The organism is Cribrihabitans pelagius (genome assembly GCF_048820915.1).
GTDB lineage: Bacteria > Pseudomonadota > Alphaproteobacteria > Rhodobacterales > Rhodobacteraceae > Cribrihabitans_A > Cribrihabitans_A pelagius.
In genome coordinates this window covers 113572-130003 of the sequence record NZ_JBMERR010000006.1, presented here as the reverse complement: position 1 = coordinate 130003, position 16432 = coordinate 113572, and the positions used below count along the sequence as shown (strand labels likewise).

Genomic DNA, 16432 nt, shown 5'->3' with positions numbered 1-16432 from the left:
CCGCCCCGTGGTTCGGGGCGCTCTTGGCGCGCACCGCATCTGAACGAACGGCGGAGCGCGCCCGGGGAGGGGAGAGGGCGTTTCCCGGTCCCTCAGAAGGCCTGCCGCTTCCAGAAGCGCAGCGCGCGGCAGCTTTTTAGGAAGCCGTCCACATCGCCGCCATCAAGCGCGGCCATGCCGCCGTCCATGCTGTCCCCGACCCCTGCCGCTTCCAGCAGCGGCTTGGCGGCTTCGGTCCAGCCGATGAACTTGAAGTGGGCAAAGGCATCGTTCACGAAGTCGATCGAGGGCTTGTTCTCCGCCAGTTCCTTGCCCTGGTCCTCGCCAAAGACCAGCGCCACCGCGTCGAAGACCACGGAGGGGCCGCCGTCGATCTTCTCATCGCCTGCGCGGGTGCTGCCGTCCGAGAGTGTCACGCCGAAGATGTGGGGCGAGACCACCGCGACCATCGCGCCTTCCCTGGTGAAAGCGTCCTCGATCTTCTTGACCAGCCCGGCGTCAGCCCCGTCACTCAGGTAAAGCCCCAGCTTGCGGCCCTTGAAGCTGTCCGGCCCGTTCTTGAGGATGCTGAGCGCATCTGACGGCGGCAGATCGGTGACCGGCTCGCGCGCGGGATCGGCGGGTTCCGGCATTTCGGAGACGCCCAGCCCCTCGGCGACCTTGGAGGCCAGATCCTCATGCACGTTCATCAGGTGGCTCAGCATGCGCAGGCGGATGTCCTCGCGTTCGCATTTGGACAGCTCGAAGGTGAAGGCGGCGGCAATGTGGTCCTGCTCCACCGCGGTCTGGCTGATCCAGAACTGCCGGGCCTGGCTGTAATGGTCGGCAAAGGTCTCCGAGCGCACCCGCTGTTTCGGGCCTTCGATCTGCTCGGGATAGCTGGTGAAGCCCATCTCCGGGTTCTCCCGCGCGCCGCCTGCGTCGCCCCAGCTGTTGGGTTCGTAATTGGCCCGGCCGTGGGGGTTCTGCATCGCCATGTGCCCATCCTGCTGGAAGTGATGCACCGGACAGCGCGGGGCGTTGATCGGCAGATGGGTGAAGTTCGGCCCGCCCAGCCGCTTGGTCTGAGTGTCGAGATAGGAGAAGTTGCGCCCCTGCAAGAGCGGGTCGTTGGTGAAGTCGATGCCCGGCACGATGTTCTGGGTGCAGAAGGCGACCTGCTCGGTCTCGGCAAAGAAGTTGTGGACGTTGTTGTTCAGCGTCATCGTGCCGATGATGCGCACCGGCACCTGCTCTTCTGGGATCAGCTTGGTCGCGTCGAGGATGTCGAACTCGAACTTGTCGGCGAAGTCGTCGTCGAAGACCTGGACGCCGAGGTCCCACTGCGGGTAATCGCCCGCGTCGATCGCGTCCCACATGTCGCGGCGGTGGAAATCCGGGTCGGCGCCATTGATCTTCAGCGCCTCGTTCCAGACCACCGACTGCAGCCCCTGTTTCGGCTTCCAGTGGAACTTCACGTAGTGCGATTTGCCCTCGGCGTTGACCAGCCGGAAAGTGTGGACGCCAAAGCCCTCCATGAAGCGCAGCGAGCGCGGGATGGCGCGGTCGGACATGGTCCAGAGGCTCATGTGCACTGCTTCCGGGGTCAGCGAGATGAAATCCCAGAAGTTGTCATGCGCGCTTTGCGCCTGCGGGAAGCCGCGGTCGGGGGCGGGTTTCACCGAGTGGATCAGGTCGGGGAACTTGATCGCGTCCTGGATGAAGAAGACGGGGATGTTGTTGCCGACCAGGTCCCAGTTGCCTTCCTGGGTGTAGAACTTCACCGCAAAGCCGCGCACGTCCCGCGCCACGTCCGGCGAGCCCTTGCTGCCCGCGACGGTGGAGAAGCGGGTGAAGACCGGCGTCACTTCGCCCTTGCGCTGGAAGATGTCGGCGCAGCTCAGCTCGGGGATCGGGTCGGTCAGCTCGAACTGGCCATGCACGCCGTAGCCGCGCGCATGCACCACCCGCTCGGGGATGCGCTCGTGGTCGAAGTGGAAGATCTTCTCGCGCATCGCCTGATCTTCGAGCAGCACCGGGCCGCGCGGCCCGGCCTTCAGCGAGTTCTGGTCGTCCGCCATCGGCGCCCCCTGCGCCGTTGTCAGGGTCCGCTGCTTGGAGCTCATCTGCTGGTGCGGCTCGCCGCCCTTGCCGGTTTCTGGGTCTGTCATCGGAGTTTCCCTTTGCTGCCGAGTGCCGGATGCCCGCAGTCAAAGTGCCCGGGCGGGGCCGGGCTGGCTGGCGGGCCGGAATGTCATGCGTCCAGAAGCCGACCGGTCCGGCATTCAGAGAAGCGGCGGGCCGACGCGTTGCGAGGCGTTGCTGGCCCAACGCGGCAGATCAGGATTGGTTCCGCGTGCGTCGAAGAACGCCCAAATCCGCGCGCCACCGGCCGCCAAGGGCAGGCTGCCGCGCGGCTGGGATGCTGCCGCGCGGCAGCGCAGGGGGCTGCGCTGGAACGGCCGCTGCAGGCCCGTGCGGCGAAGGGCAGGGGCGGGGCAGGGGGAACTGGCGGCGCGGGGCGGCTCAGCCTTTGAGTGCGGCCGCCGCCAGGGCTCGCAGGACTGCGTCCTTGCCATAGGGCTTGCTGACGCGCGGCACCTGTGCAAGCGGGCCGGGCGTGTCCAGCCGGTCGCTGTAGCCGCTGGCAAAGGCGAACTTGCGGCCGCTGTCGTGCAGATCCTGGGCCAGGGCAAGCGTCGTCGTGTCGCCAAGGTTGACGTCGAGAAACACGAAGTCGTAAAGCTTGGCCGCGAGCGCCTCCTCGGCCTCGGAAAGGCTGGAGACAAGGTCGATATCCTGGGCGCCGATGGCCTCGAAAATCGCTTCCGCCCCCATGCCGATCACCAGGTTGTCTTCCACGATCAGCACAGAATTCGGACACCAGCCGGCCTCCGCTTGCTCCTTGGAGGACACGGAGGCCGCCGGGGCTTCCTGCGGGGCCGGTTGCACGTAGCTGGCGGGCAGCTGGAATTCCGCTTCCAGCCCGCCCAAGCGGTAGCGCACGTCGGCGGTGCCGCGCAGCTCATGCGGGATCAGGCGTTCTACGATGGTGGTGCCGAAGCCGCGGCGGCTGGGGGACTGCACCGGCGGGCCGCCGCGCTCCTGCCAGGTGAGCGACAGGCTGCCGTCCGGCAGTCCCCGCGCCGTCAGGGTGATCCGCCCGCCCGCGGCCGACAGCGCGCCGTATTTGGCCGCGTTGGTCGCCAGCTCATGCACAACCAGCGCCACCGCGGAATAGGCGGCAGGCTCCAGGAGGCAGTCGTCCCCTTCGAAGACCACCCTGCCGGGCTGGCCGCCCGCATAGCTTTCCAGCTCGGTCCGCACCATGTCGAACAGCGGAGCCGCGGTCCAGTTCTGCCGGGTGATCTGGTCATGCGCGCGGGCCAGCGCCTGCACCCGGCTGTCCAGCACCGCGACGAAATCCGCGGCGGAATGGGATTTCGACTTGGTCTGCGATATCAGCCCCGAGACCAGCCCAAGGATGTTGCGCACCCGGTGGTTCAGCTCGGCAATCAGCAGCTCCTGCCGCTCTTCCGAGGCGGCCCGGTGCTTTTCGGCCTCGCCGGTCAGCCGCAGCACGATTTCCAGCAGCGTCATGCGCAGCTGGGCGGCAGTGGCGAGGTCCGCGCTGCTCCAGTATTCGCACTCGCCTTCCACCATCGTGCGCCAGGCCTCGAAACTCTTGCGCGGCGACAGGCGGAGGGTGCCGTTCCGGGAGGCCACGGGCTTTTCCGGGTTGCCGGCCCAAGCGACGGATTTCACCACCTCGCGGCGGAAGAACACGATGTAGTCGCGCGGCGAGCGCGAGATCGGGATTGCGAGGATGCCGGCGGCAACTCCGGCAAAATCGGCCGCGCCCGGCATTGCATCGCCCAGCTTGTGGGTGGAATAGACCTTATTGGCGGCAGTCCGGTTGAGAAATTTCACCATTTGCGCGAATTCCGCCCGGCCCGGCCCCGATCCTTCAAGGTGCGTGCTGCCGTTCAGCACCACACCGAAGCCGTCCGCGGCGAGGAACTGGCGCACCTCGCGCAGCATCGGCAGCAGTTCCTGCAGCGGCGTGTTCTGCATGTTCATCGAAGCGGTGAAGGCATCGGTCAGCTTGCGCACCTCGTTTGAGGTGCTGGCTTCCTCCTCCGTCAGCTTGGCGCTGAGCAGCAGCGAGAACATCTGCCCGAACAGCTCGGCAGCTCCCTTTTTGGAGGCCGACAGGCGGATGGTTTCACCGTGATGGCAGGCAAACAGGCCCCACAGCGCGCCATTGACGATGATCGAGATCGACATCGACCCGGCGACACCCATGTTGGCGAGGTATTCCAGATGCACCGGCGAGACGCTGCGCAGCACACTCTGCGACAGGTCCAGCGGTCCGCCGCCGGGACAATGCTCCGGGTAGATCTCGACGCCGCGCTCGGAGGAATCCGCGATAATGCGGATCGGGTTGCGCAGGTAGAGCGCCCGGGCCTGCTGGGGAATGTCGGAAGCCGGGTAGCGCAGGTTCAGGAAGGGCTCCAGCGCCGGTTTCCTGGCCTCGGCAAAGACCTCGCCCGAGCCATCCGGCAGGAAACGGTAAACCATGACCCGGTCCAGCCCGGTGAGAAATTGCAGAAACTTGGCCGAATCCCTGCAGAACTTTGCCACATCGTCGCTGTCGGAGAGCCGCGACAGGATCGAGCGCACGGTGGAGATGTCGTCTTCGTATTCGCTGGCGGCGACGGAGGGCTCGAACTCCAGCACGATGTACTGGCCGGACATATGCACCGTGGCGCCGTAGCTAGCATCGCTGTGGCGGAAGACTATGTTGCGCACCCTCGCGCTGCCCTCGCCGCCGCGCAGGAATTGCAGCCGGTTGCGGATATCGTGCAGCGAACGGTCCTCAAGCAGCGCATTGAGCGGCTCGCCGACAGCCTCCGCAGCGCTGATACCGGCAAAATGTTCAAGGTTTTTAGAGACTTGAGAGACGTTCCAGTCCTGCGTCACCGCGATCAGGCAGCCAAAGCGCTGCACCCGGTTCAACTGGTGGATCGGCTCCCGGTCGCAGGAGGTCAGGTCCAGCTCCTGCGCGGTGCTGTGTTCGGCGGCGGCGGAGGCCGAGGGCAGGTCGGTCATATCGTCGGCTCCTTGAGCAGGGACGCGGCTTGGGCCTGATAAAGGCCGAACACACCGCGTGCCGCAGAGATGGCTGCCCGGTGCTCTTCGCTGGGGAGGTTCTGCGCCTTCAGCCAGCTGAGGAAACCTTGCCACAAGGGCTGGCCGTTTCCGTGCTCGAGAAACGACTGTGGCATCTTTCCCGCCCCGGCTTCAACCTGACGGTGCAGCAGCCGCCCGCCAAGGCGCGAGCCTTCCAGCACGTAAAGCACCCCGGCCACCGCGGCGCGGCAGGGTGCAATTGCTACTTCGGCAGGGCGCGGCACCGGCAGCGCCAGCGCGGCGAGATCGGCGCGCAGGGCCTGCGACCGCCGCCGCTGCGGCCAGTCCGGCGGCAGCGCTTCGGCGCCGCGGTCTTCCAGCCAGGCCTCCAGCGGCAGCAGCGCCGCCGCCTGCATGTGCAGAAAATCGCGGTAGCCGCCCGGACTGCCCAGATCCCAGCGCGAGACCAGCCGGTCCAGCGCCTCGTGCCGGTCTCGGGTGCCGCTGCGCAGCGCCATTCGCAGTTCCATCAAGAAGCTACCTTTCGGGAAGTGTTCGCGTGCAGAAAGAAAATTACCCCAACAGGTTCAAAGTCTGCTGTTTTTGCTGCGTCCGCAACCGGTTTTTGCCCTTTCCGCCGTGTGCGGCCCTCTGCTGCGCGGCAGGTGACCGGCGGCGTATCCCCGCCGATCGCCTGCCTTGGCGGCAGCGGCTCTGGACCTTGCCGCGATTAGGCTCTAGTGAGGAGAAAAGCGCGGGAAACGCCGCGGCCATACGACGAGCAGGAGCATCTGGCCTCTATGCCGGACCAGGATAGTACAAACGGCGCCGTGGCCACGGCCGCCAGGTTCCAGATCCGCGGACGGTTTCTGACGGCAATCGCGCTGCGTTTGGCGGACGGCCCGCAGGACGATGCGTTTTTTGCCTCGCTCGACCAGCAGCTGCAGAAGCTGCCGCATTTCTACGCAAATGCGCCTATGGTACTGGATCTCGAACACACCGCCGGGCTGACCGGCGAAGCGGACCTGGCCAAACTCGCAGGTCACCTGCGCGAACGCAACTTGTCGGTCTTCGGGGTGCAGAACCCCAGCACCGGACAGGCCGAAGCCGCCCGCGCGGCGGGGCTGATCACTGTCTCCGGCGGCAAGGACAGCACGCTGCCCTCCGGGCGCGAGAAGCCGCAGGTGCCGAAGAAATTGCAGCCGCCGCAGAACAAGGTGATCACCGCACCGGTGCGCTCGGGCCAGACGGTGATCGCCGAGGGCGGCGATCTCACCGTGATCGGCCCGGTCAGCTCCGGCGCGGAGTTGATTGCGCGCGGCAGCATCCATGTGTATGGCCGCCTGAGCGGCCGGGCGATGGCAGGCGCGCACGGCGACGAGTCGGCGCGCATCTTCTGCCAGAAACTTGATGCCGAATTGCTGGCGGTTGCCGGCCTCTACCGGACCAGCGAGCATCTGGGCGCGGAAATCCGCGGCCGCTATGTGCAGGCATATCTGGAAGACGGCCGGCTGTGTGTGGAGACACTGGGATGACGGGGCAGATGAAACAGGAGCGGCCATTGGGCAAGATTATCGTTGTAACCTCGGGCAAGGGCGGCGTCGGCAAGACGACCTCGGCCGCGGCGATCAGCGCCGGACTTGCCAAACGCGGCCACAAGACGGTTGTGATCGACTTCGACGTCGGCCTGCGCAACCTCGACATGATCATGGGCTGCGAACGCCGCGTGGTCTTCGACTTCATCAATGTGATCCAGGGCGACGCCAAGCTGAAGCAGGCGCTGATCAAGGACCGGCGTCTTGACAACCTGTCGGTGCTGCCGACCTCGCAGACCCGCGACAAGGACGCGCTGACCAAGGACGGCGTGAAGCGGGTGCTGGACGAGCTGCGCGAGGAGTTCGACTACATCGTCTGCGACAGCCCCGCCGGCATCGAGCGCGGCGCGCATCTGGCGATGTATTACGCCGACGAGGCGGTGGTGGTCACCAACCCCGAGGTGTCCTCGGTGCGTGACAGCGACCGGGTGCTGGGGCTCCTGAACAGCAAGACCCAGCGCGCCGAGAGCGAGGGCCAGGCCCCGGTCAAGGCGCAGGTGCTGCTGACCCGCCACGACCAGACCCGCATCGAGCGCGGCGAGATGATGACGGTCGAGGACGTGCTGGAGATCCTGGCGGTGCCGCTTCTCGGCATCATTCCCGAAAGCACTGCGATCCTGCGCGCCTCCAACATGGGCGTGCCGGTGGTGCTGGACGATCAGCCCTCGGACGCGTCCGCGGCCTATGAGGACGCGGTGGCACGGCTCACCGGCGAGGAAATCGAGATCCGCGTCGGTGCCCACCGGCGGCCGGGCTTGCTGCAGCGCCTGTTCCGGCGGACGGCATGAAGATGTTCGGGTTTTCGCTGAAGCCGCGCAAGGCCAGGTCGGCAAACACTGCCAAGGAGCGGCTGCAGATCCTGCTGGCGCATGAACGCAACGGCAGCGCGCGGCCGGATTGCCTGCCGCAACTGCAACGCGACATTCTCGAGGTGATCCGCCGGCACATGGAAATCGACAAGGACGCCGTCGACATCCGCATGGAGCGGCACGAGGATTTGTCGAGCCTGGAAATCAACATCGAGCTGCCGGGCGCGCGCTGAGGCGCCCCGCAGCCCGCTTTCCGGTCCCGATCTGCGGCGGCGGACTGCCGCCGTTTGGGCCCCGGCCATGCCCCCGTTGACCCGAGGGCAGGGCGGGCGCTACCTTTGGAGCATGAGTCCCCCGCGGGCTCAGCAGTTCCGGAGGCACAACCATGCATCCCTATCTACGCAAACGCCGCACCATGCTGGTCCGCGCGAGCGCCATCTACCAGGAAGCCGATTCCGAGTGGCGCGCCGGGCTCAGGGCGGCAGAAGTGCTTGTCCCTGGCATCCGCGGCCGCGGCTATTGGAGCATCGGTAACCCCGGCTCCCGCATCCGCAGCCTCTATGACCGGCGCGAGCGGGCACTGCAGCGGCTGGCTGTGGCGATGCTCAAGATGAAGGTCGCGCGCGAACGGCTGCGCAGGCGCAAGGCCGAGGAAACCCGCGTCCGCCTGCGCATCATGCTGGAGGGGCCCGGCGCGGACCGTTAGCCGCCCGCCGCTTGCACGGTACGGTCTCGGCGCGAGCGTGGTCTCCGCGCAGGCCCCCTTGCGTGCAACTTTTTACTGGATCACCGGCAGCTCCGGCGGCGCGCGGCGGCTCAGCAGCTCCGCGCCGCCCGCCCGGATCACGATGTTTTCCTCCTGCACCATCACATGCCCGCCGCCGAATCCCAGCGACGGCTCCAGCGTCAGCACCATGCTTTCCTGCAGAATCGTTTCGTCGAAAGGGGCGAGCGAGGGCTGCTCGGTAAGCTGCATGCCCAGGCCATGCCCCAGCCGTCCGATGCCGCCTCCATCGCTTTGACCTTCGGAAATCACTGCCTGCATGGCCTGATAAAGCCCGCGGCAGCTCTGCCCCGGCCGCGCCGCGGCCAGCCCCGCTTCGGTCGCGCTCCACAGCAGGTCATAGGCGCGGCGCGCGGCGTCATCCGCGCGGCCGATAGCGAAGTTGCGGTCGAAATCGCAGAAATAGCCGTCCCAGGCGGCGCCGGTGTCGAGCATCAGGATGTCGCCCCGCTGCAACGGGCGGCGTGAGGGCGGCGCGATCACGTCGCCATAGCCGCCCGGCCCGGCGCCGCCCACCAGGTAGGGCACGTCGTCGGCGCCCAGGGCCAGCGCCGCGCGGCGGAAGGCGCGGAAGGTCTCTTCCAGCGGCTGGCCTTCGGCGATAATCTCCGGCACCTGCGCGAAAGTCTGCGACCCGATCCGGCAGATATGGGAGAGCTTTTCGATCTCGGCGGGCGATTTCACCGTCCTGAGCCCCTGCACCAGCCGAGTGGCATCCGCCAGTTGCAGCCCAGGCAGGCGGGCCAGCAGCCGCTCCCAGTCGCCCAGCGGCATCCGCAAGGCGGTCTCGTGCCCCTTCAGGATGCCAAGCCGCGCGCCCGCGCGCGCCAGCGGTGCCAGAAGGTCGGTCAGCAGGCTCAGGCCGTCATCCTCCGGCGCGGGCGCGCTCCAGGTGCGGATGTCCTCCACCCAGGTCTGCCGCATCAGGGCGGCGCCGATCTCCGGGATCACCGCGACGGGCTTGCCCTCGGGCGGCAGGAAGACGAACCACGGCCGGGTCGGGCTTTGCCAGAATAGCGTATGAAAGCCGGTGAAATAGCGCACCTCCGGCTCGCTCATCAGGAGGAGGCCCGCGAGCCCCTGTTCCGCCATCGCCGCTTGCGCCTTGCGGGTGCGGGCGGCGTATTCGCTTTCGGCAAAGCCGCGGGCAGGGGGCTCAGGCGGCATCCTTGCCCTCCATGATGCGGGCGAAGATTTCCGGGTCGGTCACCCCTTCGGAGCCGATCAGCAGCACCCGCGCGCTGGCGTCGAGGCCCAGTTCCGCCGAAAGATCCGCGTGCTGCCGCGCCGCCAGCAGCCCGGCGAGCCCGGCAATTGCGCTTTCGCCCGCCTCCACCGCCGGATCATCTCCCTGCGGCCGCGCCATCAGGCGCACGGCGGGGGCGACCAGGGTGTCGGGTATGGTGAGAAAGTCCGCGGCCTCCTCGGCCAGTATTTCCCACGCCAGCCCCGACGGCTCCCCGCAGGAGAGCCCGGCCATCACGGTTTCCTCGGCAATCTCCACCGCCGTGGCGGCGCCCTGGCGTGCGCTCTCAAACAGGCAGGCGGCGCGGTCGGGCTCCACTATGACGACACGGGGGGCGTGCTCCTGCCAGTGCTGGCGCAGCGCCGCGGCCGCCCCGGCGGCGAGCCCGCCGACGCCGCCCTGCAGCAACACATGGGTCGGCGGCTGATCCAGCGCCGCGCAGACTTCCCGCACCATCACGCCGTAGCCCGCCATCACGTCGCGCGGCGGTTCGCTGTAGCCGGGCCAGGAGGTATCGGAGACCACGAACCGGCCGTTTTTCTCCGCTTCCTCCTTGGCTAGCCGCACCGATGCGTCATAGTCGCCGTCAATGCGGATCACCTCGGCGCCAAGCTCGCGCATCGCCTGGGCCCGGCCTTCGCTCACCTCGGCGTGGATGTAGATCCGGCAGGGTGCGCCGAAGCGCTGGCAGCCCCAGGCGAGCGAGCGGCCATGGTTGCCATCGGTGGCAGAGACCAGCGTGACCTGCGCGCAATCGGCGCGGCACCGGCCGCTGCGGATGTCCTCCAGCGTCACCTGCGTGCCGCGCCGCTTCGATATCTCGCGCTGGAGAACGCGCAGGGCGGCATAGGCGCCGCCGAGCGCCTTGAAGCTGCCAAGGCCAAATCGCGGGCCCTCGTCTTTGTAAAAGACCGCGCCCACACCGGCGGCCTGCGCCAAGGCGGGCAAGGACAAAAGCGGCGTCGGCGCGTAGCCCTCCCAGCTCGTGATCTCCGCCCAGGCAGCCGCGAAATCCCCGGGACTCAGCACCCGGAAGGCGGCATCCCCCTGGCGGCGGGCGGCGGTAAAATATTCTGGTCGGGCGGCGGGAAGCAGGCTGGGCATCGTCTCTCCTGTTTGAAGCGTCTGAGGCGCAGGCCGGTGGCGGTCCGTGCGCTGTTGCGTTCAGGTTAGGCAATTGCAGGGAGTGGCGGCGTCGAAAACTTCGGGCGTTCCGGGGAAAATCCTCTCCCTGCGCTGCAGGAGGTCCGAAATCGGACCGCGGTCAGCCGCCGGGCGCTGCATAAAGCAGGCCTGCCAGCTGTGAAAAGCGCGAGTCCTCCCGGGTGAAGCCCAGCACCGCCTCGCGGATCTGTGCCGCGCGGTGCTCTCCTGCAACGGGGGCGGCGAAGGCCATGAATTTGGTGGTGACCTCATCGCGGCGCATCGGCGCTTCCGGTCCGCCGCGCGCATGCACAACGCCCGAGCGCAGCACCGCGCCGCTGGTCAGCGTGACCTCCACATCCGCAACACGGGCCGCCGGGAAGCGGGCGGAGTGGCGGGCGTTCTCGGCCACGGTGATACGGTCGTGCAATGCTGCCACCTGGGGATCGCCAAGCCCCCTACCGGTGATGTGCTCCACTCCGATGCGGCCATGCACACCCATCACCGCGACCGCAAAGCCGAGTGAATACTGCGCCTGGCTGGTAGTCTCGGGCAGGCCCGCAAACAGGCAGGCGCTTTCGCGGAAGGTGTTGATATGGATCTGCGTAATCTCCTCCGGGCCGAAGCGGTGCTTCCGCATCAGTGCGCGCAGCGCGTCGATCGGCGCATGGGCCCAGCGGCAGATCGGATAGGGCTTCACGTATTGATGTTGCATCTGCCAGAATTTCCCGAGATCCGCCCAATGCGCCGCCGCTTGGGGTGCTTCGACGGTGATGGCGGGGGCGCCGGTAAAGCCGCCCTCGGCCAGCACCGCCGCCGACATGCCCGCCAAGGCACCCCAGCCGGAGCCGTCGTGCAGCATGGTGGGATTTGCGATCTCGCGCATCATCTGGCTGCGCGGCCCGTGGTATTCGGCAATCCCCAGCGCCTCGCGCAGCTGGGCACGGGACAGCCCGCGCATCCGCGCCGCAACCGCTGCCACGCCAAGCGCGTTCCAGGCGCCGGAGGTGTGGTAGTCGCTGACGCTTGCATGCAGCGCCAGCGCGGCGCGGCCGGCGATCTCGTAGCCGATGGTGGTGAGGGTGAGCGCCTCGGGGCCGGAGAAATCCGCGACCGTTTCCGCCAGCGCCGCGATGGCGGGGATGATCACGACACCGATGTGGCCCTTGCTGGGCGCATAGCCGTCATGGGCGTCCAGATTGTCGGTTGCGGTGGCGGCGGCAAAGGCGGCGCCCGCCAGGCTCACCCGCCGCCCGTCCAGCAGCATCCGCGCGCTGTAGTTTGAGCTGCTGCTGCCGTAAAGCGCGGCGGCTGTGTCCCGGGCGATCCGTCCGGCTTGCATTGGCGCGGCGCCGATCGCGACGCCCAGCGTGTCGAGAAACATCAGCGCCGCCGCTTCCCGCGTGGCGGCAGGCAGGTCGCCGGGTGTGAGTGCGAAAGTGAAATCGGCGACACGGTCGAAGGTCTCGGTCATGGCGGGCCTCGGCAGGGCAGGGGATGGCGGAATGAGTTTCATTCTAGCGGCGGGAACGGCGGCCTGGGCATGAATTCACCGGGGGCTGAGAGGCGGGAAATTTCGCGCATACCTCCTGGCGCCGGCCCTGCCGCAACGGCCGCTTTGCAATTGCGCCCCTGCGCCGGCCGTGGAAGACTGCTGCCAGAGCCTGACCGGACAAGCCCATGAAAAACCTGCCCCATCTCACATTCCTGCGCTCCTTCGAGGCGGCGGCGCGGCATTTGAGCTTCACCACCGCGGCGGACGAGCTGAATTGCACCCAGTCGGCGGTCTCCAACCACGTGCGCAGCCTGGAGGAGTTCATCGGCCGACCCCTGTTCGTGCGGCATCCGCGCTCGCTGTCGCTGACGGATGTGGGCGAGGCCTACCTGCCCTCGGTTCGCCATGCGTTGCAGGAAATCGATGCCGCCACACGGCTGCTGGTGGCCCAGACCCACAAGCGCGAGGTGGTGATCTCCTGCCCGGTCAGCCTGGCTGAGAAATGGCTGATCGGGGTGATCGACGGCTTCACCCAGGCGCATCCCGATATCGAGTTGACCCTGCACAGCACGATCTGGACCGATGTGGACACCAATGTTTCGGATGTATCCATCACCATCGGCCACCAGAACGATGTGGACGGCAGCGCGGTCAAGCTGTGGGAAGAAAAGCTGGCGCTGGTCTGCGCGCCGGATTTTCGGGTCGACGGCGCGCCGCTCACCGCGCCCGAGCAACTGTTTCAGGCCAGGCTGATCCATATCCTGGGGCGGCCGGTCTATTGGGAGAAGATCGCGGCGTACTTTGGGCTGGAGAGGCTGAACCTTCAGGGCGGGATGCGCACCAATTCCTCCAACATGGCGCTGGAACTGGCAGTCAATGGGCTGGGCTGCGTGGTGGTGCCGAAGTCGCTGGTCCAGTCCTTCCTGCAACAGGGCCGGCTGGTGGAGCCTTTCGCCTTTGACCTCGACTGCCCCTGGGCTTATTTCGCCTCCTTCCGGGACAAGCCGGTGTCGCCTTCGGTGAAGCACTTCAAGGCGTGGCTGCTCGCTGCGGCGGCGGATATGCAGCTCTAGATTGCGGATTGAAACCGGATAACACCCTGGCGGGCGCGCGGCGGATCTCGTAATCGTATCGCGTAACATCGGCCACGGGCGGAGTTCTCAAAAGGCGCGCGGGAACGCCAGTTCCGCCGTATGCAGCACGTGCGGCTCTCCCCTCACGTCGAGGACGGGTTCCAGCCGGCCGATGGGGGCAGGCCCTTCGGAAACGGGTGACAGTGGCGCGGCCGCACGGGTGCCGGTATCGCTCCGCTCCGTCTGCAGGTCGAGCACAAGGCGGCCGCCGCCCGGATCGTAGACGCGAAACTGCTCCGTCAGCGGGTCCGCAGACCCTGTACATCAGCCAGCGGCGTACCCTGCGTTTCGATCCGTTCCCGGTTCGGCAAGGGCAACCGCCTCCGCCAGGGCGGCATCGCTGATGGCTGACACGTTGAGGCCAAACTCACGGGCCTTTGTCAGGTTCGCCGCGTTCAAGGTCACGTTTGTGCGTTTTTTATCTGGAGCTTGCTGGGGCATGGGGTCCCCTTTCGGCACCGCACAATTGCGGCACACTCAAAATGTGTGCATTTGTGCGGTGCCGTGAGGTTTTAGCAGGAACCAGCCCGCGGCGCCGGCACGCGCTGGCCAGAAAGCTGCCGCCTTGCTTCACCCCCGCAGGCAGGCGCCCGAGGGGTCGAACGCCGCTGCTTCCAGGATCCGCGCCTTGTGCGGCTTGCCCAGAATGAAGACTTCGACCGCGCCGCCCGGGCCTGCCACTGCCGGGTTGGCATATCCCAGCGCCAGCGACTTGCCTACGGAGTAGCCATAGGCGCCCGAGGTGACGCGGCCCACCGGTTTGCCTTCCGGCGTGAAGATCGGCTCGCCGCCGCTTGCGTCGGCATCATGCGCGGCCTCGATCTCGAAGACCGACAGCACTTCGCGCGGGGTGTTGTCCTTCACTTTCAGGTAGGCGTCTTTGTTGAGGAACTCCTTGTCGAGCTTGATGAGTCCTGCGAGCCCCACCTCCTGCGGCCAGTATTCCTGGCTGTATTCGCGGCCCCAGGAGCCGTAGCCCTTCTCGATCCGCAAGCTTCCAAGCGCGCGCCCGCCGACCGGGCCGCCGCCGCATTCTTTCGCCGCTTCCAGAAGAGCTGCGTAGAGCGTGACCTGATCGCCTTCGGCGCAGTGCAGCTCCCAGCCGAGATCGCCGGTGAAGGAGACGCGGATCGCCAGGCACTTCACGCCAGCAACCTCGATGCTGCGCGAGCGCATGAAGCGGAAGGCGTCATTGGAGAGATCAGCATCGGTGAGCCGCTGCAGCGCCTCGCGCGATTTGGGACCGGCGATGTTGAAGCCGGCGATGCGGTTGGTGGCGACCTGCAGAGAGGTGCCTTCCGGCAACTCCACCATGTTGAAGAAGCGCTGGTGATAGCGCTCGGCCAGGCCGGAGCCGATCATCATGTATTCGTCGTCCGCTACCTTGGTGATGGTGAAATCACCCGCCACCCCGCCGCGCACCGAGATCAGCGGTGTCAGGCAGGAGCGGCCCGCTTCGGTGGGCACCCGGTTGGCGACAAGCTTGTCCAGCCAGTCAAAGGCCCTCGGCCCCTTCACCACGTAATTGGCGAAATTCGAGATGTCGATCACGCCCACGCTCTCGCGCAGCATCGTGGCTTCGCGGCCCGCCGGCTCCCACCAGTTCTGCCGGGTGAAGCTGTTGGTGTCCTGCACGCCGGGCTTGTCCGCGAACCACAAGGGATGCTCCCAGCCGCAGTTGAGGCCAAAGACCGCGCCCATTTCCTTTTGCAGCTCATAAGCGGGCCGCAGACGGGCGGGGCGGCCGGCGCTGCGTTCTTCGTTCGGGAAGTGGATGGCAAAGCGGTGGGCGTACTGGTCCTCGACCCGGGCTTTGGTGAACTTCTTGTCCGCCCAGTCTCCGAAACGGGCGAGGTCCCAGGCGAACATGTCGTATTGCGGCTCGCCCTCGACCATCCATTGCGCCGCGAGCAGTCCCAGCCCGCCGGACTGCGAGAAACCGGGTATGATGCCGGTGCAACAGAAGTAGTTTTTCAGCTCCGGCACCGGGCCCCAGATCGCGTTGGAATCCGGCGACCAGATCATCGGGCCGTTGATCACCCGCTTCACGCCAGCGGTCTCGGCGCAAGGAACCCGTTCGGTGGCGCGGATCACGTTTTCCATGATCCGGTCCAGGTCGTCCGGGAACAGGTCGTGGGCAAAGTCCAGCGGCGTGCCTTCTTCGGCCCAGAAACGCATGTCCTTCTCGTAGGCGCCGATCAGGAAGCCGTTGCCCTCCTGCCGGAAGTAATACTCGCCGTCGCGGTCGGCGATCGAGGGCAGGCGGCGGCCCAGGTTGGCGACCTCGTCGATGCTCTCGGTCACGAAATACTGGTGCTCGGTCGGCTGCAAGGGCAGCGTAAGACCCGCCAGCGCCGCCACTTCGCGGCCCCAGAGACCGCCTGCGTTCACCACCCATTGGGAATGGATATCGCCCTTCGCGGTGCGCACGATCCAGCTGCCGTCGGGCTGCTGCTCGGTGCCGGTGACAGGGCAGAAGCGTTCGATATCGGCCCCGAGCGCGCGGGCCCCCGCGGCATAGGCCATGGTCACGCCGGAGGGATCGACATTGCCGCCTTCGGGTTCGAACATGATGCAGCGCACGTCGTCGAACTGGGCCAGCGGGTGCAGCTCCTTGGCCTGCGCGCGGCTCACCTCGTAGAAGTTCAGGCCATAGTATCTGGCCTTGGATTCCTGCAGGCGCAGCTGGTGTTCGCGTTCTTCGGTCTTGGCCAGATACAGCGAGCCGGGCTGGAACACGCCGCAGCCCTGGCCGGTCTCCTGTTCCAGCTGCTTGTAAAGGTTCATCGTGTAGTGCTGGATGCGCGTGATGTTGTTGTTGTCGTGCAGCCCGTGGATGTTGGCCGCCGCGTGCCAGGTGGAGCCGGAGGTCAGCTCGTCGCGTTCCAAGAGCACCACGTCGCGCCAGCCGAGCTTGGCGAGGTGGTACAGGATGGAGCAGCCAACCAGGCCGCCGCCGATCACTACTGCCTGAGCGTGGGTCTTCATGGGTCGTCTTCCTTGCCTGCGCCGGGGACGCGGGCGCCCGCCACTTGCGGGCACCGCGCTTATCACGGCGACCCTAGGGTCGTGGGCGCGGGGTGACCCGTGAAGAAATCGCACCCTTTGGCCCCGG

General features: G+C 66.9%; 13 protein-coding genes. 5 read left to right on the top strand and 8 right to left on the bottom strand.

Annotated elements, in window-relative coordinates:
- Positions 1 to 92 precede the first annotated feature (92 nt).
- The 3 genes from ACOHX0_RS07295 to ACOHX0_RS07285 all read right to left on the bottom strand — a co-directional run bounded on the left by ACOHX0_RS07295 (position 93) and on the right by ACOHX0_RS07285 (position 5642).
- Positions 93 to 2150: a catalase gene (locus ACOHX0_RS07295; RefSeq protein ID WP_420676021.1), complete on the bottom strand. Its 2058-nt coding sequence runs from the start codon at positions 2148 to 2150 to the stop codon at positions 93 to 95.
- A gap of 355 nt (positions 2151 to 2505) precedes the next feature.
- Positions 2506 to 5091, bottom strand: a complete 2586-nt coding sequence (locus tag ACOHX0_RS07290) for an HWE histidine kinase domain-containing protein (RefSeq protein WP_420676020.1) — start codon at positions 5089 to 5091, stop codon at positions 2506 to 2508.
- Positions 5088 to 5642 carry a biliverdin-producing heme oxygenase gene (locus tag ACOHX0_RS07285; protein WP_420676019.1) on the bottom strand — a complete coding sequence of 185 codons (555 nt, stop codon included), beginning with the start codon at positions 5640 to 5642 and terminating at the stop codon, positions 5088 to 5090. Before ACOHX0_RS07285 ends, ACOHX0_RS07290 begins: the two co-directional genes overlap by 4 nt.
- Before the next feature lie 270 nt (positions 5643 to 5912).
- Here ACOHX0_RS07285 and minC point away from each other — a divergent pair, with 270 nt between their 5' ends.
- The 4 genes from minC to ACOHX0_RS07265 all read left to right on the top strand — a co-directional run bounded on the left by minC (position 5913) and on the right by ACOHX0_RS07265 (position 8222).
- Entirely contained in the window at positions 5913 to 6647 is a 735-nt protein-coding gene (minC, locus tag ACOHX0_RS07280) for a septum site-determining protein MinC (protein ID WP_420676018.1), read from the top strand.
- On the top strand, positions 6644 to 7495 hold the full coding sequence (gene minD / locus ACOHX0_RS07275) for a septum site-determining protein MinD (protein ID WP_475682718.1): 852 nt from the start codon (positions 6644 to 6646) through the stop codon (positions 7493 to 7495). Before minC ends, minD begins: the two co-directional genes overlap by 4 nt.
- Positions 7496 to 7497: 2 nt before the next feature.
- Positions 7498 to 7749, top strand: coding sequence for a cell division topological specificity factor MinE (gene minE / locus ACOHX0_RS07270; protein ID WP_420676099.1), 252 nt, complete (start codon positions 7498 to 7500; stop codon positions 7747 to 7749).
- Positions 7750 to 7901: 152 nt separating this feature from the next.
- Entirely contained in the window at positions 7902 to 8222 is a 321-nt protein-coding gene (locus ACOHX0_RS07265) for a hypothetical protein (protein WP_420676017.1), read from the top strand.
- Between the two features lie 72 nt (positions 8223 to 8294).
- Here ACOHX0_RS07265 and ACOHX0_RS07260 read toward each other — a convergent pair whose 3' ends face one another.
- From ACOHX0_RS07260 to ACOHX0_RS07250, 3 genes are all read right to left on the bottom strand, one after another.
- Positions 8295 to 9467 carry a M24 family metallopeptidase gene (locus ACOHX0_RS07260; RefSeq protein ID WP_420676016.1) on the bottom strand — a complete coding sequence of 391 codons (1173 nt, stop codon included), beginning with the start codon at positions 9465 to 9467 and terminating at the stop codon, positions 8295 to 8297.
- Positions 9457 to 10650, bottom strand: a complete 1194-nt coding sequence (locus tag ACOHX0_RS07255; RefSeq protein ID WP_420676015.1) for a diaminopropionate ammonia-lyase — start codon at positions 10648 to 10650, stop codon at positions 9457 to 9459. Before ACOHX0_RS07255 ends, ACOHX0_RS07260 begins: the two co-directional genes overlap by 11 nt.
- A gap of 160 nt (positions 10651 to 10810) precedes the next feature.
- Entirely contained in the window at positions 10811 to 12163 is a 1353-nt protein-coding gene (locus tag ACOHX0_RS07250) for an MmgE/PrpD family protein (RefSeq protein WP_420676014.1), read from the bottom strand.
- Between the two features lie 206 nt (positions 12164 to 12369).
- On the opposite strand from ACOHX0_RS07250, the gene ACOHX0_RS07245 reads away from it, so the two are divergent.
- Positions 12370 to 13257 (top strand): LysR substrate-binding domain-containing protein, encoded by an 888-nt coding sequence (locus ACOHX0_RS07245; RefSeq protein ID WP_420676013.1) that lies wholly within the window; start codon positions 12370 to 12372, stop codon positions 13255 to 13257.
- A gap of 324 nt (positions 13258 to 13581) precedes the next feature.
- Here ACOHX0_RS07245 and ACOHX0_RS07240 read toward each other — a convergent pair whose 3' ends face one another.
- The gene (locus ACOHX0_RS07240; RefSeq protein ID WP_420676012.1) at positions 13582 to 13758 is read right to left on the bottom strand and encodes a type II toxin-antitoxin system CcdA family antitoxin; all 177 of its coding nucleotides are present in this window, start codon (positions 13756 to 13758) and stop codon (positions 13582 to 13584) included.
- A 129-nt stretch (positions 13759 to 13887) separates the two neighbouring features.
- Positions 13888 to 16305, bottom strand: coding sequence for a GcvT family protein (locus ACOHX0_RS07235; protein ID WP_420676011.1), 2418 nt, complete (start codon positions 16303 to 16305; stop codon positions 13888 to 13890).
- Positions 16306 to 16432: the final 127 nt, after the last annotated feature.